This is a genomic window from Halobacillus dabanensis (assembly GCF_900114165.1).
Lineage (GTDB): Bacteria > Bacillota > Bacilli > Bacillales > Halobacillaceae > Halobacillus > Halobacillus dabanensis.
Genome location: NZ_FOSB01000006.1, coordinates 1 through 25472, shown reverse-complemented (window position 1 = coordinate 25472; position 25472 = coordinate 1). Strand labels below are relative to the sequence as shown.

General features: G+C 40.1%; 23 protein-coding genes. 9 read left to right on the top strand and 14 right to left on the bottom strand.

Going from position 1 to position 25472, the window contains the following annotated elements; translation table 11 throughout:
• Positions 1-132 precede the first annotated feature (132 nt).
• The 5 genes from BMZ58_RS11175 (at position 133) to BMZ58_RS11155 (ending at position 3837) form a co-directional block, all read left to right on the top strand.
• Entirely contained in the window at positions 133-1128 is a 996-nt protein-coding gene (locus BMZ58_RS11175) for a zinc-binding dehydrogenase (RefSeq protein ID WP_075036648.1), read from the top strand.
• Positions 1129-1316: 188 nt separating this feature from the next.
• Positions 1317-1658, top strand: coding sequence for a PadR family transcriptional regulator (locus BMZ58_RS11170; RefSeq protein WP_244151539.1), 342 nt, complete (start codon positions 1317-1319; stop codon positions 1656-1658).
• 16 nt (positions 1659-1674) lie between these two features.
• Positions 1675-2664 carry an LLM class flavin-dependent oxidoreductase gene (locus BMZ58_RS11165; protein WP_244151538.1) on the top strand — a complete coding sequence of 330 codons (990 nt, stop codon included), beginning with the start codon at positions 1675-1677 and terminating at the stop codon, positions 2662-2664.
• 94 nt (positions 2665-2758) lie between these two features.
• A complete protein-coding gene (locus BMZ58_RS11160) occupies positions 2759-2845 on the top strand; it encodes a YjcZ family sporulation protein (RefSeq protein ID WP_008640034.1) in 87 nt (28 codons plus the stop codon).
• 119 nt (positions 2846-2964) lie between these two features.
• The gene (locus BMZ58_RS11155) at positions 2965-3837 is read left to right on the top strand and encodes a CvfB family protein (protein WP_075036645.1); all 873 of its coding nucleotides are present in this window, start codon (positions 2965-2967) and stop codon (positions 3835-3837) included.
• Positions 3838-3916: 79 nt separating this feature from the next.
• On the opposite strand, the gene BMZ58_RS11150 is transcribed toward BMZ58_RS11155, so the two are convergent.
• Positions 3917-4393 carry a YusW family protein gene (locus tag BMZ58_RS11150; protein ID WP_075036644.1) on the bottom strand — a complete coding sequence of 159 codons (477 nt, stop codon included), beginning with the start codon at positions 4391-4393 and terminating at the stop codon, positions 3917-3919.
• Positions 4394-4718: 325 nt separating this feature from the next.
• Here BMZ58_RS11150 and BMZ58_RS11145 point away from each other — a divergent pair, with 325 nt between their 5' ends.
• The 3 genes from BMZ58_RS11145 to BMZ58_RS11135 all read left to right on the top strand — a co-directional run bounded on the left by BMZ58_RS11145 (position 4719) and on the right by BMZ58_RS11135 (position 8069).
• Positions 4719-5684, top strand: a complete 966-nt coding sequence (locus BMZ58_RS11145; RefSeq protein ID WP_075036643.1) for an ABC transporter substrate-binding protein — start codon at positions 4719-4721, stop codon at positions 5682-5684.
• A 329-nt stretch (positions 5685-6013) separates the two neighbouring features.
• Positions 6014-6568 carry a nitroreductase family protein gene (locus tag BMZ58_RS11140; RefSeq protein WP_075036642.1) on the top strand — a complete coding sequence of 185 codons (555 nt, stop codon included), beginning with the start codon at positions 6014-6016 and terminating at the stop codon, positions 6566-6568.
• A 565-nt stretch (positions 6569-7133) separates the two neighbouring features.
• Entirely contained in the window at positions 7134-8069 is a 936-nt protein-coding gene (locus tag BMZ58_RS11135) for an exonuclease domain-containing protein (protein ID WP_075036641.1), read from the top strand.
• A 112-nt stretch (positions 8070-8181) separates the two neighbouring features.
• Here BMZ58_RS11135 and BMZ58_RS11130 read toward each other — a convergent pair whose 3' ends face one another.
• The 4 genes from BMZ58_RS11130 to BMZ58_RS11115 form a co-directional block, all read right to left on the bottom strand.
• On the bottom strand, positions 8182-8694 hold the full coding sequence (locus BMZ58_RS11130) for a C40 family peptidase (protein WP_167360068.1): 513 nt from the start codon (positions 8692-8694) through the stop codon (positions 8182-8184).
• Between the two features lie 1541 nt (positions 8695-10235).
• Positions 10236-11399: a glycosyltransferase family 4 protein gene (locus BMZ58_RS11125; RefSeq protein WP_075036639.1), complete on the bottom strand. Its 1164-nt coding sequence runs from the start codon at positions 11397-11399 to the stop codon at positions 10236-10238.
• A 13-nt stretch (positions 11400-11412) separates the two neighbouring features.
• Positions 11413-12561 (bottom strand): NAD-dependent epimerase/dehydratase family protein, encoded by a 1149-nt coding sequence (locus tag BMZ58_RS11120; protein ID WP_075036638.1) that lies wholly within the window; start codon positions 12559-12561, stop codon positions 11413-11415.
• 295 nt (positions 12562-12856) lie between these two features.
• Entirely contained in the window at positions 12857-14347 is a 1491-nt protein-coding gene (locus tag BMZ58_RS11115) for a flotillin family protein (RefSeq protein WP_075036637.1), read from the bottom strand.
• 199 nt (positions 14348-14546) lie between these two features.
• Here BMZ58_RS11115 and BMZ58_RS11110 point away from each other — a divergent pair, with 199 nt between their 5' ends.
• The gene (locus BMZ58_RS11110; RefSeq protein ID WP_075036636.1) at positions 14547-16508 is read left to right on the top strand and encodes an AMP-binding protein; all 1962 of its coding nucleotides are present in this window, start codon (positions 14547-14549) and stop codon (positions 16506-16508) included.
• Between the two features lie 43 nt (positions 16509-16551).
• On the opposite strand, the gene BMZ58_RS11105 is transcribed toward BMZ58_RS11110, so the two are convergent.
• From BMZ58_RS11105 to BMZ58_RS11065, 9 genes are all read right to left on the bottom strand, one after another.
• Positions 16552-18081 carry an acyl-CoA carboxylase subunit beta gene (locus tag BMZ58_RS11105; RefSeq protein ID WP_075036921.1) on the bottom strand — a complete coding sequence of 510 codons (1530 nt, stop codon included), beginning with the start codon at positions 18079-18081 and terminating at the stop codon, positions 16552-16554.
• Positions 18082-18095: 14 nt separating this feature from the next.
• On the bottom strand, positions 18096-18878 hold the full coding sequence (locus tag BMZ58_RS11100; RefSeq protein WP_075036635.1) for an enoyl-CoA hydratase: 783 nt from the start codon (positions 18876-18878) through the stop codon (positions 18096-18098).
• 3 nt (positions 18879-18881) lie between these two features.
• Positions 18882-19790 (bottom strand): hydroxymethylglutaryl-CoA lyase, encoded by a 909-nt coding sequence (locus BMZ58_RS11095; RefSeq protein WP_075036634.1) that lies wholly within the window; start codon positions 19788-19790, stop codon positions 18882-18884.
• 13 nt (positions 19791-19803) lie between these two features.
• Positions 19804-20016, bottom strand: coding sequence for an acetyl-CoA carboxylase biotin carboxyl carrier protein subunit (locus BMZ58_RS11090; RefSeq protein ID WP_075036633.1), 213 nt, complete (start codon positions 20014-20016; stop codon positions 19804-19806).
• A 12-nt stretch (positions 20017-20028) separates the two neighbouring features.
• A complete protein-coding gene (locus BMZ58_RS11085; RefSeq protein WP_075036632.1) occupies positions 20029-21384 on the bottom strand; it encodes an acetyl-CoA carboxylase biotin carboxylase subunit in 1356 nt (451 codons plus the stop codon).
• A gap of 15 nt (positions 21385-21399) precedes the next feature.
• The gene (locus tag BMZ58_RS11080) at positions 21400-23040 is read right to left on the bottom strand and encodes an AMP-binding protein (protein WP_075036631.1); all 1641 of its coding nucleotides are present in this window, start codon (positions 23038-23040) and stop codon (positions 21400-21402) included.
• 21 nt (positions 23041-23061) lie between these two features.
• The gene (locus tag BMZ58_RS11075; protein WP_075036630.1) at positions 23062-24204 is read right to left on the bottom strand and encodes an acyl-CoA dehydrogenase; all 1143 of its coding nucleotides are present in this window, start codon (positions 24202-24204) and stop codon (positions 23062-23064) included.
• Between the two features lie 67 nt (positions 24205-24271).
• Positions 24272-24904 (bottom strand): TetR/AcrR family transcriptional regulator, encoded by a 633-nt coding sequence (locus BMZ58_RS11070; RefSeq protein ID WP_075036629.1) that lies wholly within the window; start codon positions 24902-24904, stop codon positions 24272-24274.
• 185 nt (positions 24905-25089) lie between these two features.
• A partial coding sequence (locus BMZ58_RS11065) for an IS3 family transposase (protein ID WP_139207332.1) occupies positions 25090-25472 on the bottom strand: 383 nt, incomplete at its 5' end.

Below are 25472 nucleotides of genomic sequence, written 5' to 3'. Positions count from 1 at the left end.
TAGAACTATATTGCTAATAACTCCTTTCTATAAAAATAGAAAGGAGTTTTTGTTTGGAGTTGTATTGCTTTCAACCCAGATGACTTATTGGTAGACTATAGTCAAAATAAATCCTTGAAAGGAGATGCTATGATGAGAGCAATCGTACACGAAGGAAAGAATGGACTCGAAGGTCTTCAAGTAAAAGAAATGGCTGAGAAGAACTTGGCGGAAAATGAGGTTAAGATTAAAATACATACAGCAGGAATGAATCGAAGGGATTTAGCAGTGATTACGAAGCGGCATACCGCTGAAGACCCTGCTTTGATACCAGGATCAGATGCTTCCGGTGTAGTGGAAGCCATTGGTGAAAATGTGAAGAGATTTAAAGAAGGAGATGAAGTTGTTGTCAATCCGGGTCTAGGTTGGCAAAAGAATAGTGACGCACCTCCGGAAGGTTTTGAAATTGTGGGTCTTCCTGATCACGGGACATTTGCTGAATATTATTTATGTACAGAAGATCATGTGGAAAAGAAACCAGCGCATTTGTCTTTCGAAGAAGCCGGAGTCTTACCTCTTGCTGCTTTGACTGCTTATCGTGCCTTATTCACCAGAGGGAAATTACAAGCGGATCAAACAGTTATGTTGCCAGGGATCGGAAGCGGAGTGTTGACGTTTGCTTTGAAGTTTGCAAAAGCAATCGGTGCCAGGGTCATTGTTACCTCCCGTTCCGAACAAAAGCAGGAAGAAGCATTAAAATTGGGAGCGGATATAGCTATTTCCACAGAAGCAGATTGGCAGGAGGCTCTAAAATCAGAAAAAGTTGATCTTCTGATCGAAAGTATTGGAAATGCCACCTTTAATAAATCGCTTAACGTTATTCGTAAGGGTGGTACCATTGTGACTTTTGGTTCAACCACAGAAGATGAAGTGAGCTTCAATATTCGCCAATTCTTCTACGGACAATATAATCTATTAGGATCTACAATGGGAAGTGGAGAAGAACTGCGTGATATGCTTGCATTTGTTAGTAAACATGAAATCCGACCGCAGCTGGATAAGATTTTCACAGTAGAAGAACATAAACAAGCGTTTGAATATATCCGTGATTCTCAAAACTTCGGGAAAATTGGTTTTCGAATGACATAACATTCTTTCTTAAAACTTAGTAGCAACTCCGAACTTTTATTAAAAAACATACTATACAACCGAACGAATATTCGTATGAATGGACAATTGATCCACCTTTTATTGTAGAATAGTAGAAAGAGCTATTTTATAAGAAAGGGTGGATCAATTTGTCTCATAAAAACAATCCGAAACGATTTGCATTAAATATGAGTGCTGCACAATTCACCAAGTTCTATATTATGCACTTATTACAAGTTCATCAACCAATGATCAGTGAGCATTTTAAATCTGAATTCAAAAAATTGACTAATAACTGGGTTCCAGCACCGTCGACTTTATTAGATACATTACACGAAATGACGGAAGAGGGTTTACTACATCGAAAAGAAGATTATAAATCTCATGATAAAAAAAGGCAAAAGGTTTATTGGTATTCGCTAACAGATCAAGGTAAAGAAGAATTCGACGTATTGAAAAAAAGATATAAATTATTATTCGAAGAACAAATACACATACTTAAAAAGATCATGAATGATGTCTATCGTTGAGGGGAGGAGTCCGGATTTGAAGTTAAGTGTATTGGATCAAAGTCCAATTTCTAAAGGAACAACAGCCGAAGAAGCTTTGAGACAAACGATACAGTTAGCTAAACATACAGAAAAACTCAATTTCCATCGGTATTGGGTGGCGGAACATCATAGTACGAATGGACTTGCAAGTTCTTCACCAGAAGTTTTAATCAGTCAAATCGCTCAAGAAACGAATAGAATCCGGGTAGGCTCTGGAGGAGTTTTACTACCACAGTACAGTCCTTTCAAGGTTGCCGAGAATTTCCGTATGCTGGAAGCTTTCCATCCAGGGAGGATTGACCTTGGCTTAGGAAGATCTCCTGGTGGGGGACCTAAAACTCGTCTTGCGCTCACAGATGGAATAGAGAAGCCGCTCAGTTCCTTTTCAAGACAAGTTAAGGAGTTGCGTCATTTCTTATACAATTCTGTACCAAAAGGGGACAGGTACTTCGGAGTTACCGTGAGACCCGAAACTATTCATAACCCAGAGATGTGGATTCTCGGATTGTCAGCTAGAGGCGCAAAGCATGCTGCCATCAATGGAACTGGGTTCACTTTTGGCCACTTTATTAACCCTGACCAGGGGCAAGAGGCTATAACCACATACCGGGAAAGATTCAAACCTATAGCAGGATTAAAACAACCACAAGTAAATGTCTGTGTTTTTGTTGTCTGTGCGGAAACGGAAGAAAAAGCAGAAGAACTGGCAAAAAGTCAGGATTTATGGCTTTTAAAAGTAGAAAAAGGCTTAGATACACGTGTACCATCTACTGACGAAGCTGTCAATTACCCATACACTGAAGAAGAAGTGAAAAAAATCAGTCATAACCGTCGCCGTTGTATCATTGGAACACCAGAACAAGTTCAAGAACAGTTGGTAGCTTTATCAAAAATATACGACACAGAAGAATTCTTAATTATTACAAATATTTTCGAATTTGAAGAGAAAAAACGATCATATGAGCTTGTTTCTAAAATGTTTTAACAAAAAGTTCTACTCAATTAATCCAAAATATCCTCCTTTCACCCATACGAATTACTTCTAATTTTCATATATAGAAGTAAAGGGGGGAATTGGAATGAGTAAAGGATATGGTGGAGGCTTTGCGTTAATCGTTGTATTGTTTATTCTCCTAATTATTGTAGGAGCTTCTTGGTGGTATTAATCACTAAAAAGCGTGGCGTACCGCCACGCTTTTCCCTTTTTACATAAACAAACCGTTTTAAAAAGAGCCCATGTAAGCTATAATAAATACCATTACGTCTCGAAAAAGGATGAAATAACGTGAAAGATGTCAACATATTAGGTACTGTACAAGCTGGAAAAGTTGAAAAGAAAATTACGAACGCATTCCTTTTGAAAGTGGGGGATAAGGAAGTAGTTCTCCCGGATGAAGAAGTCGACCAGGAGATTGATTTGAATGATAAACTGCGCTGCTTCATTTATGAAGATAAAAAAGGAAAAATGGTCGCTACGATGAAAATACCCGAGGTAACCAATGAAACATATGGTTGGGCAGAAGTCGTTGAAGTGATTCCTAATATGGGAGTCTTCGTTGATATTGGATTGAATGATAAAGATATCCTTGTTTCAACTGACCATCTCCCCCTTTTGAAAACAGTGTGGCCTAAAGAAGGGGATTTTATGTTTGTGAGTCTGGAATTAGATAAGAAGGGGCGACTCCTCGCTGAACCAATCTCTGAACAGGAAGTTATCAATGATTTAGAGCCTGCCCCGGAAGATCTCCTTCATCAGGAAGTCACCGCTCGTGTCTATCGCTCCACTAAAGCGGGTTCCGCTGTATTGACGGGGGAAGGATACAGAGGATTTGTACATCCGACAGAAAGGAAAGAGGAGCCTAGATTGGGAGAAACAATTACTGCAAGGGTGATTGATGTCAAAGATGACGGAACAATCAACCTTTCTCTCCGCCCTCTAAAACAAGAGGGGATGAAAGAAGATGCAGAAGTGATTTATGATTACCTCGTAGAAAATGACGGGGTAATGCATTTACATGATAAAAGTGATCCTGAGGAGATCAGAAAAACTTTTAAAATTAGTAAATCGGCTTTCAAACGCGCATTAGGCCAATTATTAAAGGAAAGAAAAGTTATACAAAAAGACGGCAAGACTGTAATCAATCATGATCGCTCTTAAAACTTAGTAGCAACTCCGAAAAATAATTAAAAAAACAAGCATTCAAGTCCTCAGACTATATGCTTGTTTTTTTTATGATTTAATCCTCATATTCTAAACGTTGGCCATTATTATAAGTCACATAAAGCTTGAATTCTTTATAGGTCTCATCTAAACCGAAAACATTTAATACATCGTTTATGACTTCATCTTTTGAAGATTCCTCATCAAAACTCAACTCCATAAAGTGGGGAGTCAACTGATCAAAAGCTTTTTCTCCAGAAATCTCTTCTTTCCCAATTTCATTAATAACTGCTGTGGTCTGATCTCCTTGTTGCCGATATTCTATTTCGTAGGAGAGCGTATCAACGTAATCAATTTCAAGATCGAAAACCATGAAAGGTAATTTTGTTCCCTCCTTGTTTCCGATAGGGTGAGAAACATTTTTAATACCATCCGTACGTTCTGTAGACATTTGTTGTGGTTGGGAATCTTGGGCTCTTTCCTCGGGAGCACCTGTATTGCAACCGGTGAGTACAAGCATAGATAACATTACCAAAATGATTATATTTTTCATTTTTATCCCTCCATCTATTTTCCTTATTTAGGATGACCGATTTAGCTGCATTTCATAACAAAGCCTGGATTGAGTATACAATGTTAAAACAATGGTAGGAGATTATTACATTATAGAGAGGAAACTAAAGGGGGAATTTTCAATTTACTATGCGGCATCAACATTTCAGTCATTTTTCGGATTATTTATCAAATGGAGATAGTCCTCTCACAGACCTGTGAATGATAATCATTTTCATTGACAAAGTCTGTTAACTTCCTTACACTTTATTTGATAATGATAATCTTTATCAATTACAGATATCTTATGGGAGGTTGAAAGAAGAGTGAAAAAAGTACCATGCTTGATGTTTCTATTGTTAGTTGTATTTATGGCTGGTTGCAGCAATGGAGAAAGTAGTGAAGAAGTAACTTCAAAAGAAACTGCAGAGTCTAGAACAATTGAAGCAAGTACGGGGGAAGTTGAAATTACTGGTGTGCCAGAAAAAGTAGTTGTTTTAGAGTGGTCTTACATAGAGCATATGCTCCCTTTGGGGATCCAGCCTGTTGGAGTGGCAGATAAAGAAGGTTACGATAAATGGGTGAATGTAGGAGAACCGCTAGCTGATAAAGTGGAAGATGTGGGAACACGTTCGGAACCAAATTTTGAAGCGATCTCCCGCTTAGATCCCGATTTGATTATTGGAGCTGAATATAGACATGAAAGTTTTGCTGACAAACTGAATGAAATCGCTCCTACCGTGATGTTCGCTCCTTATTCAGAAGAAGGAGCAAGCGATCAATACGCACATATGAAAGATGAATTCAATTTAATGGCTGAAATTTTTAAAAAAGAAGAAAAGGCAGAACAAGTGATTTCTGATATGGAAATGGAAATGGCAGAATTGGGTGAAAGCATCGATAATACAGAAGAAATCCAAGCTGTGGTTACCCAGGCCTTCACTTCTCAAAATACACCGATACTTAGATTATTTACTGACAATTCAGTAGTGGCAGGGGTGCTGGATCAAATGGGAATTGAAAATGCAGTATCTACGGAGAAACCTGAAATTTACGGTTTCGTATCTTCAGATGTGGAATCCCTGCAAAATTATCAGGATGCTCACTTCTTTTACCTTGTTCAGGAAGATGATCCTATATTTGAAAACCTTGCTGATAATCCTGCATGGACGAATTTAAATTTTGTTGAAGAGGGGCGTACCTACAAGCTTCCAGGCGACATGGGAACTTTTGCTGGCCCTCTATCCGCTGAGCGATTAGCTAATGAAATCGCTGCAATATTGAATGAATAACACAAGAAAGCTGCCTTCTTTGAGGAGGTAGCTTTCTTGTGTGAATAGAGAGATATTTGATCACACATAAAGAGTTAAATCAAAGAGACATTTATATCTAACTTTTACATATAAAAACTTATAGAGAAAAAGAGCAGGAAAAACATTCCGGACAGCTTTAGATTTTAGGAGGGGTGAAAAGCAATTATTATATGTATTTGCTTTTCGGTTGAAGTAGTGAATCGAATATTGATCTATCAAACTTATTAAACCTAAAAGCATTGACAAAATTATTGAGAACGATTATCATTACCATGTATAAAAAATAAAGATAACGTAGGTGAGAGGATATGGAACAGTCGAAGTCCAATTTAGCTCAAATTATTCGTGAGCGCCGTTCTGTGAAGAGTGGTTATTTAGATAAGGAAGTACCGGAAGAACTTATTTCAGAGCTGTTAGAAGACGCGCGTTGGGCTCCTACGCACGGTTTAAGAGAACCATGGAGATTTATCTTTATACCAACTAAAGAAAAAGAAACTTTCGTGGAATCTCTAGTACAAACATTCCCAAAAGAGATGCAAGACAATAGAAGAAACTACTTCAGCCAACCAGCTGCGTTTCTCATTGCTGTTATGGATGAAGATCCTCGCCAAAAACAATGGGAAGAGAATTTCGGAGCGATTAGCTGTATGCTACAAAATTTCCAATTGTTAGCCTGGGAACGTCAACTTGGTGTTTGTTGGAAGACAAACCCGCAAATTCATGAACCTCGTGTGCGAGAACTCCTCGGGGTACAGCCAGGAGAGAAGATTGTAGGATTTATTCATATGGGATTTTTCGATCAACAACCTAAACAAAAGAAAAGAACGCCAATACAAGAAAAACTGACGATTTATAATGGTTAAACGGGAAGCACACCATGTTTTTTCAGGTGTGCTTCCCGTTTAATTTAATGGTGCTCATGAATATTATTTCGATTCTCAATAGTGTCTGACAGTCACATTTTAGTGCTCGTGAGGACCATTTCGATTCTCAATGATGACTGACAGTCACATTTTTAGTGCTCGCGAGGTTATTCCGTTTCTCAATGGTAAAGTGGAGTTCCATTAGCATGAAGCATCTTTATTAATCTTTATACTTAGAATCGAAAGCGATTAAAACAACATTCAGTTGGTTTTCTAATTCTTTTATTTGTTTTACTTTTTCAGATGGCAGTTCTGCATAATCAAAAGTCATAAAAACGCCTCCTTAAATGTAGCATACACAGGAAACCACTGATTTATCCAATGAGAAACTGTGTTGGACTATTCTCTTTATTAGATAGTGATGAAGGAAAAAAGTGCGTTACATTTATTAGACATTCATAACAAAGTATCAAAGAGGGACTTACATTTTAGAGAGCATACTGATGGACGAATTGGATAGGTGCATTTTATGATGGAGATATCAAAAAATTAAAGGGAGACGTTTATGAATTTTGTAGCCTTGGATTTTGAAACAGCAAATTCTTCCAGAGCATCTGTATGCTCTATCGGTATTGTGGAGTACGAAAATAGTGCTATTAAAAGGGAATATTACAGGCTTGTGAAGCCAAAGAACAATTATTTTTCCCCAATGAATATAAAAGTACATGGAATTACAAAACAAGATGTTGCTGATGCAAACGAATTCGATGTTCTATGGGAAGAAGAAATCAAGTCGATATTAGAAGGAAAGCTGGTCATTGCTCATAATGCACAGTTCGATATGGGTGTCCTGCGTGCTGTTCTGGATCAATATCAGCTGCCTTATCCGATGCTAGCATATAATTGTACTGTTAACATATCGAAAAAGACATGGACCTTAAATAAATACAACCTTAATATTGTGTCTGATTATCTGGGATTTACTTTTTCTCACCACCATGCATTAGATGATGCAAAAGCAGCTGGCCATATACTTCTTAGTGCAAAAGAAGAACTTGGCGCATCGAACTTGAAAGATTTAGTTGAAAGAACCGGCACAACGAACGGAATGATGTATGAAGGTGGATATGAGCCCGCTCGACTTAACAAAAGAAAACAAACCAGGAAAGCTTCAGCCAGGACCTTTATAGCCGCGAGTAGTGAGTTCGACAAAAATCATCCCTATTATAATTCTTCATTCGTTTTTACAGGGAGAATGAAAGAAATGAAAAGGGAAGAGGCCATTCAAAAAGTAGCCGAACTTGGAGGAATGTATCACTCTTCCATCGAAGCGACGACGAATTATCTTGTTCTGAGTGATAAAACATACGAAAACTATAAAAAAGGTCAGAAAACAAACAAGCTTGAAAGAGCAGAAACTTTGCTCAGTCAAGGGCATTCCATTGAAATCATATCCGAATCAGAATTTATCCAACACTTAACACACTCATCCAGAACTTAAGGATGAGTGTGTTTTTTATGTTAAGCAATTATAAGAGTTATAAAAGTTTACCATACCCGTTTGGCAGCCGGAAAAAGGGTTGAGCTGCAAATATTGTATTAATTGTGTTTTACTAAAAGCGTTTTTTACGGGTTATATATCGTCGATCTTTTAACCGTTGCGGGTGAACGGCTTTCGCTTTATTTGTAAGCTGGCCAAGATTCACTCCCGCACCGTACCGATAAGATTGCCAAACGATTTTAGTGCAATATTGCTCACCATCCCGATCTCCTAAAGGGGTCCATATACGATAGGCTGCCTTAGGATAATCATATAAAAGTTTTTCTGCGTATTGTGCTGCCTGTTGTCCCAAACTTTGGTCAAGTGGTGAAAAAAGGGTGATTTTATTAAACTTGTTAAAGTATCTTTCCATGGAATCTTTTATAATCCCTGCGGGGACAGAGTGAATTACTTCCTTCTTAGTGTCGACGATGCCCACATGACCTACAAAACGAGATTCTTTTCTTCCGATTGGTGAAAACAACAAATCACCTGGCAAAATATCTATACCTGAGCCAGGGTAAAATTGAGCTCTCTGTTGGGTGTATGGTGCATATCCACGGCGTGGTCGGAGTGAGATGGTCAATAAAACTGATAGCAGTATGCAAAATATCCTTCGCATAAAATAAAAACCCCATTTTTATTTCAGTATCTTTAAATCGTAGAGCAGCATAGGTGAAAATTCAAATATATTCGACGGTTTGCTCGAGGAATCTTTGGAATTAAGTCAAATAAGAACGTTGTTACAAAAGAAAATGCTTAAAAATACCGTTAGGGAACAAATGTTCGCAAAAGGAAGTGAATAGTATATTGAGAAGAATCGATATAGAAGAGAAAAATTCAGATGAAAACATGGCAAAAAGTACAGAAAGCTCAAACTGCTATGAGATCATTAGTCAAAGTTCTTATAAATCAATAAAGCATCCGAAAAGAGGAGGATAAATACGTGTTTCAATTATTTTATTATTTAGTTTACATAATATATATTATACTAAGTCAAAATGTAAATGGAAATTACGTCTCATAATCTAAGTATACTCCTGATAGTGAGACAGAATGGATTTTAATCTCTGGGTTTAGTTTTTGGTCAATAAAAAAATTATTGCTCTGCTAGTCATACTCATTCGATCTGGCAGCAAATTCAGCTTAAATAATGCATTTCATATAACTGATTTAATTTCGTTTTCTTATCTCGTATTTGCCTTACTTTTATTTGTCTTACTTTTCTCGCTTTCATATGTGTGTGTATTTTAAAATTTCACTAAACTTTGTTACTATACTAAACAGTTTTCTTATATATACGCAATATTCTTTATACCATTTGCTATTCTGCCTATAATGATCTTTTTATAGTAATTTTCCATTTGTGTAAACTGGCACAAGATAATCTGCTGTAATTCACGGTGGTTCTGCTCACTCAATGCTCCATCTGTTGTTATAATGATCTGAGTAACATTCCTACAGTTTACATAATTACTTGCCATATTTTATGTAATTCTCAAAACCATATATTCAAAAATTACACTTTTGCTTTACTTTTATCACCCAAATTCAGGAACTTTGGTTGATAATATAATTCAACACTTCCCCTCTCCTCTTCGCTATATACGCCTGGATATTCCGTATATACAAAAGCTTATCCATCCTACAGATTGCTGTCATAACCTGTAGTTAGTATGTCGGTAATTATTTTTTGTTCTTCCGTCCCACCCAGCGAAAAGTTTAATGCTGAATAGCATTGCTTATTTCCTTTTCCCTTTACTCTTTTCAATATTTTAATTGACCGAATCCTTAGTGAAATTTTGATGATTCTTTTGTTTTTATATTTCATATCGGAGTTGCTACTAAGTTTTAAGTGGAAATTGGTGGGATACAGTGTAAAAAGTGTCAAAAATGCGAGTCGAGAACGTTTGTTCGGTTATGGTTTTATTTTTTAAAGTTTGGAGTTGCTACTAAGTTTAATGTAGAATTCTTCATCATATGGATTGAATCAGCTTTTTCGTTATTGTATTAGATCTCTCTCTTGATCTGGGTTTGCCTTTTCTTATTTCACTAGTCTATATGTTAAAGATAGCCATCAGAAAACACTGATTTCCCTAGGCAACACAAAAGAAAGTCACAGAGCATTTACTCTGTGACTTTAACCTTTGTTTTTTTTGAGGCTGTCGCCGCACTTTCCTCAAATACTTTCAATGTCTTGTGATAGTACTCCAGAATCTGTTCGGATGGCTTTTGCCAGCTATACTTCTCAGCTTCTAACCTGGCATTTTTACATAACTTACGATACAATTCTTCATCCTCAAGTCGCTGAATTGCTTCAATCATACTATCAGTATTTTCATTCTCAAATAACAATCCTGTTTTACCGTCTTCTACTTGCTCCATTGTTGGACCGCTTTTAGCAGCGATAACTGGCAAACCTGAAGCCATTGCTTCTAATATCACTAGCCCCAGTGTCTCTGTTACGGATGGGAAGATGAGTGCATCTGAAGAAGAAAAGGCCTGAGCTAATTCTTCCCCATGCAAAAGCCCCGTAAAAACAGTGTTTGTTCCTTTGAATGTCTCTTCTAACTCTTGTTTCACTGGTCCATCTCCGACAAACGCAAGAGATATATCATCTCTTTGTTCCAACAATGGCCTGATTTTATGAATTTCTTTTTCAGGAGCCAACCTACCGACAAAGACTAGCAGTTTGTTTTCAGGTTTCCCTCCTGAAAGCCGGTTCCTCATCTGTTCATTTTTATGATGAGGATGATAGTGATCGATAGCAACTCCCCGGTCCCATACGCTTACATTATGGAAATTCTTTTCATCCAGTTCCTTTTTAATGGCCTTTGATGTACACAAATTTACGTCCGCATAGTTGTGCAACTTGCGAAAATACCACCAGACCAGTGGTTTGAATGGATATAACCGATAATAATCCAAATATTTCGGCACATGTGTATGGTAGGAAGCGATGAGAGGATAATCCAACTTGTCTGCATAGTAAACCCCAGACACACCGACAAGAGCAGGATTGACCACATGGACGAGGTCAGGGTCATGTTTCATTAACAAGTCCTTGACCCGTCGTTGTGGCATACTGAATTCTTTGGACCTGTAAAAAGGCATTTTCGTCGTTTTAACCCCTTCGACAATCGCCCCTTCATATTCCGTCACACCTAAATCCGGAGCAATGACGACGACTTCGTGCTGTTGTTTCCGCAAATATTTTATTGCTTCTTTTAATCGTGTAACGACTCCATCTGTGGATGGCAGGAATGTTTCTGTAATGATGGCGATCTTCAAAGCGGAAAACTCCTTACTTCCAAGTGATTGACGGCAATACGTTTTCTTGGATGATACGGTCTTTATGTTCTACTGCTGTACGGAGAATGTCACGGATGACATCGTCCGTAAGTAAGTGAGGCTCCAATCCAAGATCACGAAGTTTTGTATTGACTGCATTATAGTAGTGATTTTCATTTTCGATACGCGGATTCTCGATTTTCTTCACTTCTGTGTCAAAACCTTCTTCTTTCGCGATTTTTTGAACACGTTCAGCAAGGTCTTGAACAGAGAACCATTCTGTGAACTGGTTGAACACACGGAATTCACCTTTATCTGCAGGATTTTCTGCCGCGATTTCAACACAACGTACAGTGTCTTCAATGTTTAAGAATGCACGTGTTTGTCCACCAGAACCATATACGGTAATATCGTGACCTATCGCTGCCTGGTTGATGAAACGGTTAAGTGCTGTTCCGAAGACTCCATCATAATCTACACGGTTGACGAGCATAGGGTCTAGTTTAGTTTCTGCAGTATGAAGACCATATACAATCCCCTGGTTCAAATCTGTCGCTCTGATTCCCCAAATTTTACAAGCGAACATAATATTGTGACTATCATGAACTTTTGAAAGGTGATAGAAAGAACCGGGTTGTTTCGGATATGGAAGCGTATCTTTACGCCCTTTATGTTCAATTTCAATATAACCCTCTTCAATATCAATATTAGGAGTCCCATATTCACCCATCGTACCAAGTTTGATCAAATGACATTCTGGTGCATATTCTTTAATGGCATAGAGAACATTCAGATTTCCCATGACATTATTCGTTTGCGTATAAACAGCATGCTCACGATCAATCATCGAATATGGAGCGGAACGTTGTTCTGCAAAGTGAACGAATGCTTCAGGTTCCGTTTGGCGGAATACCTCACTGAGAAAATCATAATGATTCAAATCACCAATGAAAGTCTTGATTTCTTTTCCGGATACTTCTTTCCATTTCGCTACTCGTTCTTCTAATGAAGCAATCGGTGTAACGGAATTGGATCGTAGTTCCTCATCATATTTTCTTCTAACCAAATTATCAACGATTGTTACGTCATGACCCTGCTTGGATAAATATAATGCAGTCGGCCAACCGCAAAAACCGTCTCCCCCTGCTACAATAATTCTCATAATCTACCTCCTAGTTACATCTTACCTAATCGTATTCTATTTATAGTATGACCTCTTTTAGCTCATAGTCTTTGCATGGAACAATAACGCGTTGAGTCAGCTATTTAATCTTAACAAGGTCCCTACGTTTTTGACTTTACCATTAATTTTATTTTGAAACAATTAATTATCTGTTAAACCGTACATTCTATGTATGAAATATGGCGGGAAAGTCCTATCCTATTTACCCCAGTATCATTATCTTCTAAACATTTATTTAAAAAGAGAGCCTGCTTTTTACAGGCTCTTCAGGTAATCACTTTTCTTCTTCTGATGAAGTTTCCTCTTGTTCTTGGCCTTGCTTTTCCTTATTTTCGTCAGTGGCTGCTGCTTCATTCATCTGCCTTGCTTTATTTCCGTCAAAGCCATTGACGTTCCCACGGGAAACATAACTTTCCAACATTGCCTTTAGATCCATCCCGGTTGTTTCCTTCAATGATTCCTGGATGCCAAGCATGGTTGAGGTTACGCTATTCGCGACTTTTGCAGAACCGCCCTGAGAGTTTGATCCTCCCATATCTATCACTTTCATATCTTTGATTTGACTAATTGGAGCAGATACCTTTTCAGCATATTCTGGCAACACTTTAATCAGCATTTCCATCATTGCCGCTTCGCCGTACTGTTCCATTGCTCTAGCCATCCGTTCTTTAGAATCGGCTTCTGCAATACCTCGTTGCCGGATTACTTCCGCTTCGGACTCCCCTTTGATTCTCTCATTATCCGCTTCTGCTTGTGCACGTTTCGTTACTTCATAAGCTTCCGCATCTGCAATTGAACGTCTCCGTTTATTTTCTTCTTCTTCAAGCTCGACCGCTCGTTGCTTTTCAATATATTGTACTTTTAGTTCTTCCTCTTTAATTTGCTGGGCAAGCTTTTGCTTTTCAATTTCCCCAGCTTGATCCGCGTTCGCTTTGGCACGGTTCGTTTCTTTTTGGAATTCTGCTTCTTTAATGTCTTTATCCTTTTTCGAAGCAGCAATCGCCGTTTGCCGTCTATTTTCTTCATCCTGGGCTTCCTGGTCGTTTTTCGCTTGATAGATTCTCGTTTCTTTCGTTGCATCCGATTCTGCCATGTTTGCTTTCTTCTGCACTTCCGCGATGTGAGGTCTACCTAGAGCATCAATATAACCGTTCTCTACATCCACATCTTCTACATCATTTAAAGCGAATGAGGTGATTTCAAAGCCCATTCCTTTCAAATCAGATTCAGCAATCTTCTTCACTTGTGTATTCACTTCTTTGAAGTCATTATAAATTTTCTCAATCGGCAATGAGGCGATGATGGAACGCAAATGACCGTTTAGGACATCCTTCAGTTCACCTTCTCGTTCGTTTTGCTTTTTCCCTAAGAATTTTTCAGCAAAATTCGCCATGATTTCAAGCTCACTGCCGATGCTGATTACCGCTGTACTTGCCACACGGACAGGAATTCCTTCTTTCGTATAAGCTTTATCAGAGTTCACTTGAAGTTGAAAAGAAGTTAAATCGATGGGTGTTGCCGTCTGGAACATACGTAAACGATACCCTCCGCCTCGAATAATCTTCACGGATCTCCCATTATCATCTTCAAATACATTTTTTTCTTGCTCCGGGTCGCCAAGCTTTGGTCCCGTAACGATCAGTGCTTCGTTCGAGCTTGCTGTTTTATAACGCATGCGAAACACAATAAATGTAATGATTCCACCAACGAGGACAACTACCCCGATCACTCCTAATATTAGGAGGAATAAAGCTCCTTCAAACAAAAAACCACTCCTTTATCATTTTCCCTAATATGTAATAAAAGGGTCTATCTTACATAACGAAAAGCCCCCCACTTTCGTTTCAAAAGAATTATAATTTACGACAAATTATTTTTTTTGTGAAAAATGTACATAGATTCATCCTTTGTCTTCTTTAAGGTATAATGAATGTAAGATTATTCAGAAAAAGGGGGATTTAATATTGAGTACATATGAGAATGCATGGGTTCCTAGCAAAGAACAAAAAGAAGCGACAAGACTTTTCCGATGGATGAAAAAGCTTGGTTACACCAATTATGATATGTTTTATAATCATTCCGTTGAAAACATTGAGTGGTTTTGGGAGGAAGCAACAAAAGAATTAGAAATTGATTGGTATACCCCATTTAAAAAAACAATAAATCTTTCGAAAGGTATGATGTATCCACAGTGGTTCGAAGGCGGTGAATTGAATGTTGCTCATCTTTCCCTCGATCGATGGGCAGAAGATCCGTTGAAGAAAAATACTACGGCGCTTTATTGGGAAGGAGATGATGGAAGTACCATTTCCTATTCCTTCAAAGATTTACAACAGGAAGTAAATGCTATTGCCAACGGCCTTGAAAGTTACGGGATAACAGATGGAGATATTATCACCCTTTATATGCCAATGATTCCTGAAACTTTAATAGCTATGCTTGCGATCTCTAAAGTAGGTGCTGTTTTCTCTCCTGCTTTCTCCGGCTATAAAGCTGATGCTATTGCTACTAGAGTTCAAGCCAGTAGAGCAAAGGCTCTGATTACGGCTGACGGGTTTTACAGAAGAGGGAAAACCATAGCTATGAAAAAAGAAGCCGATCTCGCTGCCGAGCAATGTCCGACACTTGATCACATTTTTGTCGTCGAGCGGACTGGTTCTAAGATCAATTGGAAAGAGACTCGTGATATACCATGGTCAAGACTCCGCAATAATGAAACCGTTTACAACACAAGTGTAAAAAAAGCCGACGATCCATTTATGCTCATCTACACTTCTGGCACCACAGGAAAGCCGAAAGGTGTTGTCCATACCCATGCAGGATTTCCTATCAAGTCCGCATTTGATGCAGGGGTTTGCATGGACGTAACTAAAGAAGACACCCTTTTCTGGTATACCGACATGGGGTGGATGATGGGGCCTTTCCTTGTTTATGGAGGACTAGTGAATGGTGCATCCATTGTTATGTTCGAAGGTACCCCTGATTTCCCTGAACCAGATCGGTTATGGGAACTTGTTGATAAATATAATGTAACCCATTTAGGCATCTCCCCTACACTAGTTCGATCGATGATGAAGCATGGGGAAGATTGGATTACTAAACATGATTTAAGTTCCCTTAAACTTATTGGATCTACAGGCGAGCCATGGAATCCAGAACCATGGTATTGGTTATTCAAGCATGCAGGAAATTCAAAAGTACCGATATTCAATTATTCTGGAGGAACCGAAATATCTGGTGGCATACTGGGGAATGTCCTCGTCAAGCCTATTCAGCCGGTGAACTTCAATGCTGCACTCCCAGGTATGGATGTCAGCGTCCTTGATGAAGAAGGTCATCCTGTTACAGGATCTGTTGGAGAACTTTCTCTTAAGCAACCATGGGTAGGAATGACTAACAGTTTTTTTGAAGATGATGAACGTTATGAACAAACCTATTGGAGCCGCTTCAAGGATACATGGGTCCACGGGGATTGGGTAATGAAAGATAACGAAGGCTTTTATACGATTACAGGCCGTTCTGACGATGTTCTGAATGTTGCCGGGAAGCGCTTAGGTCCTGCTGAAGTGGAGTCTGTGCTTGTGGAACATAGTGCTGTCGTGGAAGCAGGGGTCATTGGAGTTCCCCATGAAGTTAAAGGAGAAGAAGCCGTTGCTTTTATCGTTTTAAAGACCGACGATCATCCTGCTACTGAACTTCTTGAAGAACTTCAGTTACATCTGGACCAAAAACTCGGAAAAGCACTGGCTCCGAAGAAAGTTTTCATAGTAAAAGATTTACCGAAAACAAGAAATGCAAAAGTTATGAGACGTGCGATTAAATCAGCTTACCTCAATAAATCATCCGGTGATTTGAGTGCTTTAGAAAACCCTGAGAGCGTCGAAGAAATACGAAGCATTGGTCAAAGAGTTTCCTCAACAATGTAAATAAAAACCTCCTGGGTCAGATTTTGATCCAGGAGGTTTCTCATTAAACAGGATATACACCGTGTTTTCTTTCTGTAAATATCACATCTTTTGTTTCATAGGCATCGTACCTGCATGCAAGTTCTTCCCGCAATTTATTAGGTTGAACAATATCATCAATAATCATTTCTGATGCAAGACGATAAATATCAATATTCTCTTTATATTCTTCCTGCTTTTCCTTAATAAATGCCGGGCGGTCCTCTTCTGGCAATGCGGCAATCTTATTTGCATACACCGCGTTAACAGCCGCTTCAGGCCCCATCACAGCTATTTGTGCTGTCGGTAATGCAAGACACGCGTCAGGCTCGAAAGCTGGACCAGCCATCGCATAAAGCCCAGCTCCATAAGCTTTCCGTACAATGACAGATATTTTTGGCACGGTCGCTTCACTCATCGCAGAAAGCATCTTCGCTCCGTGACGGATTATACCTGCTCTTTCCACTTTTGTACCGATCATGAAGCCGGGTATATCGGCAAGAAATAAAAGCGGGATATTGAAAGCATCACATAGTTGGATGAACTTAGCGGCTTTATCCGCTGAATCAGGAAACAGTACACCGCCTTTTGCCCTTGGTTGGTTTGCGATGATCCCTACCGGCCGCCCTTCAATTCTTGATAAACCAGTAATCAATTCAGGTGCGAATTTTTTCTTGATTTCACAAAAGGAGGCGTCATCCACTAAGCGTTCAATCAATTGATACATATCAAAAGGTGCATTTTGATTTTCTGGAATCAGTTGTTCGATACTTTTTTCGAATGGAGCTGGCTGCCTTGATTCTGTTTTTTTCGGTAACTCCCTGTAGGATTGTGGAAAATAGCTCAGATAGTTTCTAGCAAAAGCAATAGCATCACTCTCATCTTTTGCTAAAACATCTCCACAGCCGGAAACAGAACAATGCATATTAGCTCCGCCCATTTCTTCTAAAGTAACTTTTTCTCCGATGACCTTTTCAGCCATTCGTGGAGATCCTAAATACATTGATGCATTTTTATCGACCATTACGACGATATCGCAAAACGCAGGTATGTATGCACCACCTGCTGCTGATGGACCGAATAACAAGCAGACCTGTGGAACACGTCCGGAGAGTTTGATTTGATTATGGAAGATGCGACCTGCTCCTCTTCGGTTGGGAAACATTTCTACTTGATCTGTGATTCTGGCACCTGCAGAATCAACAAGATAAAGCATAGGAAGGTTCAATTTCAATGCAGTCTCCTGGATACGGATGATTTTCTCAACGGTTCTCGCCCCCCATGATCCTGCTTTAACTGTCGAATCATTTGCCATCACACACACCTTTTCACCGTTAATCCTGCCGATACCTGTTACGACTCCGTCAGCAGGGAGGCTTTCATTTTGACAATTAGCAAAAAAGGCATCTTCTACATCGATATCCTCATCAAATAACAGTTGAAGACGTTCTCGAACAAACATTTTCCCTTTTTCCGCATTTTTACTATGATATTTCTCACCACCGCCAGCAGCGATTTTTTTAGCTCTTTCTTCTAATGTTTGGTTCGTAGGCATCGTTTTTTCCACCTTCATTCTCCTTTATAATCCGGCTTTCTTTTCTCTTTGAATGCTTGTAGACCTTCGAGACGATCAGAAGTTGGGATGGTTTGTTCATAACACGACCGTTCAATTTCCAACCCTTTTTCCAAGTCCGTTTCCATTCCCTTATCTATCGCTAATTTCGCCTGTTTCATTGCCACGGGACCATTTCTGGCAATACACGCGGCTAAATCCTTGGCTTCCTCCATCAAAAATTGAGGTTCATATACATACTCTACTAACCCTAGCGTAAGAGCACGCTGAGCTTCTACTGGACGTGCAGTAAAAATCATCGCTTTCGCCTGGCCTTTACCGATCAGTCTGGAAAGCCGTTGCGTTCCTCCTGCCCCTGGAATGATAGCAAGGGACGTTTCCGTTAATCCGACCTTCGTAGAAGTACTCATCATCCGAAGATCGCAAGCAAGAGCAAGTTCCAATCCCCCGCCAAAGGCCACACCATTGATGACAGCAACTGTTGGAACGGATATGCTCTCAACCATACAGATCGTGTCTCCTATCTTCTTGACGGCAGCAAGAACTTCTTCTTCCCCCATCCCTGCCCGTTCTTTCAAATCAGCCCCGGCACAGAAAGCTTTACTACCTTCTCCCGTAAGAAGTACGGCCCGGATATCTGAGCGGCGATTAATTTCTTCCACCTTTTCTTGCAGTTCATTTAATAATGACAAAGACAAGGCATTCGCTGCATCCGGACGATTTAGTTTAAGTGAAAATACATAGGGTTCTAATTCTTCTAAGGTGACCACTTCTTGCATAGCTTACACCCTTTCCTTATTCATCACTTGCATTTGATGACTCGGAAGCGTTTTATTTAAGACGTTTTGAATAAAATTCCCCGCTTCTTTGAGCTTCTGTTCATCAATTCCTGTTTCAATCCCCATTCTATGCAACATATAGACAAGATCGTCGGTCGCCAGATTACCAGAGGCACCTTTTGCATAAGGGCAGCCTCCCAAACCTCCTAGTGCGGCATCGAAAGTTGTGATGTTATGCTGCAAAGAGACGAGGACGTTTGCTAATGCCATACCTCTCGTATTATGAAAATGCATTGCTAATTGGTCGATAGGAAGCGACTTTTTCCATTCCGTCAACTTTTGATCGACTTGCATCGGATTTGCTACTCCGATTGTGTCACCAATAGACACCTCATCGACGCCCATGCCAAAAAGACGTTCACAAACCATTGTCACTTGATCTGTAGCCACATCCCCTTCATAAGGGCAGCCGAAAGCTGTAGACACATAGCCACGCACGCTTTTCCCTTCTAGTTTCGCTTCCTTCACAACCTCTTCCAAAACCGGAAATGTCTCTTCGATCGATTTATTGATATTCTTTTTATTATGCGTGTCGCTTGCAGACATGAAAATAGAGACTTCATCCACATCTGTATCGACTGCCGCTTCCAAACCTTTTCGATTTGGAACGAGCGCGGCATAAGTGACCCCGGGCTTTCGCTCAATAGACGAAGCTACTTGCCGTGCATCTTTCAATTGCGGTATCCATTTTGGATGTACAAATGAACTGATTTCGATATAAGAATAGCCCGCTTCCGAAAGTAAATTGATCCAGGCTACCTTATCCTCAAACGGTACTTCTATCTTTTCATTTTGCAAGCCATCCCTCGGTCCAACTTCTTTGATCATTACATGATCCGGCCAATGGAACATAAGAACCTCCTGGTTATTCGATAATAGCAATGACATCGCCTTCGTTTACAAAATCTCCTTCACTTACTTTCAACTCTTTAACTGTCCCGGTAGTTTCCGTAGGGATGGGAATCTCCATTTTCATGGATTCCAAGATAGCGATATCCTGTCCGTCACTGACTTGGTCCCCTTCATTCGCTACTAACTTCCATACGCTTCCTGCCATTGATGCTTTGATTTCTGTCATCATTGTTCCTCCTTATTGATTCGTCAATGTTGGTAAATAGTAATTTTCGATAAAAGAAGTTTTCGTATCCCCTTGTTTGAACTTTTCATGGTTAATGACCCGCTTTAACATCGCAAGGTTACATTTTATACCGTCTATTTCATACTCATCGAGTGCTTTTGCTAAGCGTTCGATTGCATCCGCACGGTTCTCGCCATGGACGACTAGTTTCGCAATCATAGGATCATAGAAAGGTGTCACCTGACTGTCTCCTTTTACCGCGAGTTCATGCCTGACCCCAGGTCCTTCTGGTAAATTCATTTTTGTAAGTTTTCCTGGCGAAGGATAGAAAGTATTGGGATTTTCCGCATAAATCCGGACTTCAATGGCATGCCCATCTATAAGGAGATCGTTTTGTCTTATAGAAAGTTTTTCTCCTGCTGCCACTTTGAGTTGCTGCTCTACTAGATCAACCCCGGTTATCTGCTCTGTTACGGGATGTTCTACTTGCAAACGGGTGTTCATCTCAAGAAAGTAAAAATTCTCTTCATCATCGACGAGAAATTCAATCGTCCCGGCGTTGGAGTACCCTAGAGTTTCTACTGCTTTTAATGCACTTTCCCCCATCTTATTTCTCGTTGTTTCGGAAAGGACCGGGGAAGGAGCTTCTTCCACGACTTTTTGATGACGACGCTGAATCGAACATTCCCTTTCGAATAAATGGACAGCATTCCCGTGTTGATCTGCGAGCACTTGTATTTCAATATGACGTGGCTCTTCAATCAACTTTTCAATAAACATTTCCCCATTTCCAAAAAAAGCTTTTGCACGCTTAGAATTTCCTTCAAAAGCTTTTTCCAGCTCTTCCTCGTTATAAACAGCCTGCATCCCGATGCCTCCGCCACCAGCAGCCGCTTTGATCATGACAGGATAACCGAATTCTTCTGCAACTTCTTTCGCCTCTTCTGTTGTGCTGACCGCATTCTCGGTACCAGGAATTATTGGTACACCTGCCCGCTTCATTTCTGCACGAGCTGCAATTTTATCTCCCATTTTTGCTATTACATCTGCTTTTGGACCAATGAAGGAGATTCCTGCTTCCTCTGTTTTCCTTGCAAAGTCGGCATTTTCGCTTAGCAATCCATAACCAGGATGGATTGCTTCTACTTCCGCTTCTTTAGCAACATTTAATATTTTCTCTATATTGAGATAGGACTCATTGACTCGCGGCTTACCTATCAAATAACTTTCATCTGCCAATTCAACATACGGGGCGTTCTGATCTGCTTCCGAGTATACCGCCACAGTAGGGATGTCCAATCGCTTACACGTCCGGATGATTCTAGAAGCAATTTCGCCCCTATTGGCGATCAATATTTTTTTGAACATGACACTCACCTCTTATTAGGATTTCAAGTTCATCATTTCCAGTGCATTTTCACGAAGCCTGAATTTTCGGATCTTCCCGCTTGCTGTCATCGGGTACTCGTCGGTAAAGGTAATATAACGGGGAATTTTATGTTTTGATATTTTCCCTTCACTGAACTCCCTGATATCGCTTTCATTTAATTGTTTGCCATCTTTGGGAATAATCCAGGCCATGATCTCTTCTCCATATTTTTCATCTGGTACACCTACGACTTGCACATCGAGCACATCAGGATGCTGATATAAAAATTCTTCGATTTCACGAGGATAGATGTTTTCTCCTCCACGAATGATCATATCCTTTATCCTTCCTGTTATTTCCACATATCCGTTTTCGTCCATTACAGCGATATCTCCGGTGTGCAACCAACCATCAGGGTCTATAGCAGCGCTTGTTGCTTCTTCATTCTTGTAATAGCCCTCCATAACGAGGTAGCCCCTTGTGCATAATTCACCAGGGATTCCTCTTTCGACTTCTTCTCCTGTTGCAGGTTCGATGACTTTCACTTCGACGTTCGGATGAGCTTGGCCTACACTGCTCACTCGTAAGTCGATGGGGTCGTCTGCCTTCGTCTGGGTAATCACAGGTGATGATTCGGTCTGTCCATAGGCGATGGTGATTTCTTCTGCCCCCATATCTTCAATGACACTCTTCATTACTTCCATCGGACACGTCGAACCTGCCATAATCCCTGTTCTTAACGTGGTTGGCCGCAATTCCTCGTATTCCGGATGATTCAATTCAGCAATAAACATGGTCGGAACCCCGTGCAATGCTGTGCAACTTTCTTTCTTCACAGCCTGTAGAACTTTTTTTGGATCAAATTGTTCCAGAATGACCATGGTTGATCCTTTAGACACAGCAGCCATCGTACCTAACACGCAGCCAAAGCAATGGAAAAACGGGACAGGAATGCACAAACGATCTTCTTCGGTAAGACGCATACAATCAGCAACTTGATTGCCATTATTGACGATGTTGTAATGACTTAACATGACTCCTTTTGGAAACCCAGTGGTTCCCGAGGTATATTGCATGTTGATCACGTCACGATATGAAAGCGACTCTTTCCTCTCTTCGAGTTCACGATCGCTGACTGTCATACTCATGTCCAGGATATCTTGCCACGTATAGCATCCACGATAGGGTTTATCGCTAAGAACCACTACATTTTTCAAGAAAGGAAGACGATCACTTTGCAGGTCGCCCTTTTCGGAAGTTTCAAGCTCCGGGCAAATTTCCTTAAGAATATCGATATAAGAAGTTCCTTTAAAATCTTCCGCGAGTATCAAAGTAGTAGCATCCGATTGTTTTAGTAAATATTCAAGCTCCTGGGCACGGTAATTCGTATTAACGGTAACTAGGACGCCTCCCATTTTTCCTGAGGCGAACTGAGACTGTAACCACTCTGGTTTATTGTCCGACCAAATCGCCACATGCTCCCCTTTTTCAACCCCTAATGCCATAAGTCCTTTCGCAACTTCATCTGTCATCGTGTTAAACTCCGCATAAGTTTTCCGTAACCCTTTATCTGGGTACACAAAGGCTTCGTGATCCGGATATGCTGCTGCTTGCTTTTCCAACAACTCCCCAACCGTCTGTTCTAAAAGTGACATTTCTCTTCCTCCTTCGTTAATTTAGCACCCAAGCTGACGGGCAATGACCAATCGTTGAATTTCCGATGTACCTTCCCCGATTTCCAACAATTTCGCATCACGTAAAAACCGCTCGACTTCATACTCCCTCATATAACCATATCCACCATGAATCTGGATCGCTTGATTCGCAGATCTGAATGCCGTTTCGGAAGCGAATAATTTTGCATAGGCCGACTCTTTTGTAAAATTACGCCCCTGATCTTTCAACCATGCAGCTTTTATAACCATGTTGCGAGCAAGTTCGACTTCCATGGCCATATCTGCCAATTTGAATTGAATGGCCTGAAATTTCGTGATAGGCTGACCAAATTGTTTTCTTTCTTTCGCATATGCCAATGCCCGATCTAAAGATGCTTGAGCAATACCAACAGCAAGCGCGGCAATTGATATCCTACCTCCGTCCAACGTATAAAGGAACTGCTTGAATCCTTTTTGAGGATCACCAAGAATATTCTCTTTGGGTACTTTTACATCCTCCAAAATGATTTCAGACGTATTGGAACCTCTCACTCCCATTTTGTCGTAAGGACTGGTTATAGTCATTCCAGGGGTATCTTTCGGGATGATAAAAGCAGAGATAATATTCTTTCCATCTTCCCGCTTTCCCGAAACGGCCGTAACTGTGATGGATCTCGCATATTCAGCATTCGTAATCCAGCACTTTTCCCCATTAATAATATAGTGATCACCCTTCAATTCGGCACGAGTCTTCGTTCCTCCTGCATCAGAACCTGCATTAGGTTCCGTCAAACCGAAAGAAGCAAGACCTTCTCCTTTGGCTAGCGGTGTCAAAAACTCTTGTTTTTGTTGTTCTGTACCAAAATAATAAATGGGACTGGCACCTAATGATACAGCCGCTGCATAACTGAGACCCGTAGAACCGCACACTCTGCCGATTTCTTCCACAGCTAGAGCATAGCTGATCGTGTCTCCTCCTGAACCTCCATACTCTTCAGGGAAGGGGATGCCTAATAAACCCAGTTTCCCCATTTGATCGAAAATATCTTTAGGGAATTCACTATGGATATCAATATCCACAGCTCTCGGACCAATGACATCCTCAGCAAAATCTCGAACCATTTTTCTCGTCATTTCTTGTTCTTTCGTCAAATCGAAGTTCATACGATTCCTCCTTAAGGAATGAAGACCGACTGGTTGGTCGGTACCGGTTATAAAATAATGAAAGCGTTTACTCGCTTTCGTAAAAAAAAGGAACTTTAAGCATATGATGGAAATATTCACTATCCTGCTTTCCTGGCAATAAGAAATGAAGGACTAGATCAGTAAATACCTCTGCAATTTGATCGATCGTATACGTGCCATCCCGCCTATACCACTTATAGATCCAGTTGACCATTCCAAGAATCGCCATTCCGGTAATTTCAAGCGGTAGTTCTTTTCGGAAATATCCTAATTTTTGGCCTTCTTGAATGACATCAAAAATCATCCGTTTAAATTCATCACGCTTTCCTTTGATTCTTTCTTCATACTCTGGCTTTAAATAAAGACTTTCTTGATAAAAGACGGAAATATGAGGTTTATATAAATCAAATACATGAACGAATGACTGGATGATTGCTTGCACTTTGGGAATCGGGGACGAGTGGGTAACATTTGCGGCTTGTGCTTCTTTCAATACATATGTAATAAACGTATCATGAATGACGAAAAGAAGTTCGTCTTTTGACTGAAAGTGATGGTAAAAGCCGCCTTTTGACGTATTAGAAGCCTGGACAATCTGCTTGACCGTGACCCCATGGAAACCGTTCTGGTCAAATAAATCAAGAGATGTTCGGATAATCGTTTCTCGCAAATCGCTCATACATCAACTCCCATCTGCTGAATATACACTCATTTTATCATATTTTTCTTAAAATACAACGCACAACGATAGATGCAATATAACTAATTACAACTCCATACATAAACTGCTCCACGTTCCATGGATTTTTACCAAAGTAAAAAGCAGCCCTTTGAGGTAGTGACCCCTAAAAGTTAGAGTTTTTATTATGAAGCTGATTGGCTGGTTTGAGTCCGGTATTGGATGGGACTTAAACCAGCCAATTTTGCTTTTATGCGTTCATGATTGTAGTAGTCCATGTATGCTTCTAGTTTTCCTTTAAGCTCTTCATAAGAAACCTGTTCTTCTCCATAATACATTTCCTGTTTCAGAATCCCGAAAAAATTCTCCATGGCCGCATTATCTGCGCAGTTCGCTTTCCTGGACATACTTTGGAAGATGCGATGTTTCTTTAAGGTTTTCACCCACTTGTTGTGTTGGTAATGCCAGCCTTGATCAGAGTGGATGGTTGTCCGGTATTTGGCTTCCGTTTGGATAGTTTCCAATACTTCATTCAACGGCTTCAGAACAAAGTCCAGGGTTGGTCGTT

Bases quoted from the DNA above. Each gene is read 5' to 3' on its own strand.
- BMZ58_RS11070 (WP_075036629.1), bottom strand. From the start codon at position 24,904: ATGAGCGATTTGCGAGAAACGATTATCCGAACATCTCTTGATTTATTT.
- BMZ58_RS11085 (WP_075036632.1), bottom strand. From the start codon at position 21,384: ATGTTCAAAAAAATATTGATCGCCAATAGGGGCGAAATTGCTTCTAGA.
- BMZ58_RS11170 (WP_244151539.1), top strand. From the start codon at position 1,317: ATGAGTGCTGCACAATTCACCAAGTTCTATATTATGCACTTATTACAA.
- BMZ58_RS11135 (WP_075036641.1), top strand. From the start codon at position 7,134: ATGAATTTTGTAGCCTTGGATTTTGAAACAGCAAATTCTTCCAGAGCA.
- BMZ58_RS11080 (WP_075036631.1), bottom strand. From the start codon at position 23,040: ATGTCACTTTTAGAACAGACGGTTGGGGAGTTGTTGGAAAAGCAAGCA.
- BMZ58_RS11075 (WP_075036630.1), bottom strand. From the start codon at position 24,204: ATGAACTTCGATTTGACGAAAGAACAAGAAATGACGAGAAAAATGGTT.
- BMZ58_RS11095 (WP_075036634.1), bottom strand. From the start codon at position 19,790: ATGTTCCATTGGCCGGATCATGTAATGATCAAAGAAGTTGGACCGAGG.
- BMZ58_RS11105 (WP_075036921.1), bottom strand. From the start codon at position 18,081: ATGCCTACGAACCAAACATTAGAAGAAAGAGCTAAAAAAATCGCTGCT.
- BMZ58_RS11120 (WP_075036638.1), bottom strand. From the start codon at position 12,561: ATGAGAATTATTGTAGCAGGGGGAGACGGTTTTTGCGGTTGGCCGACT.
- BMZ58_RS11150 (WP_075036644.1), bottom strand. From the start codon at position 4,393: ATGAAAAATATAATCATTTTGGTAATGTTATCTATGCTTGTACTCACC.
- BMZ58_RS11160 (WP_008640034.1), top strand. From the start codon at position 2,759: ATGAGTAAAGGATATGGTGGAGGCTTTGCGTTAATCGTTGTATTGTTT.
- BMZ58_RS11100 (WP_075036635.1), bottom strand. From the start codon at position 18,878: ATGCAAGAAGTGGTCACCTTAGAAGAATTAGAACCCTATGTATTTTCA.
- BMZ58_RS11090 (WP_075036633.1), bottom strand. From the start codon at position 20,016: ATGACAGAAATCAAAGCATCAATGGCAGGAAGCGTATGGAAGTTAGTA.
- BMZ58_RS11175 (WP_075036648.1), top strand. From the start codon at position 133: ATGAGAGCAATCGTACACGAAGGAAAGAATGGACTCGAAGGTCTTCAA.
- BMZ58_RS11140 (WP_075036642.1), top strand. From the start codon at position 6,014: ATGGAACAGTCGAAGTCCAATTTAGCTCAAATTATTCGTGAGCGCCGT.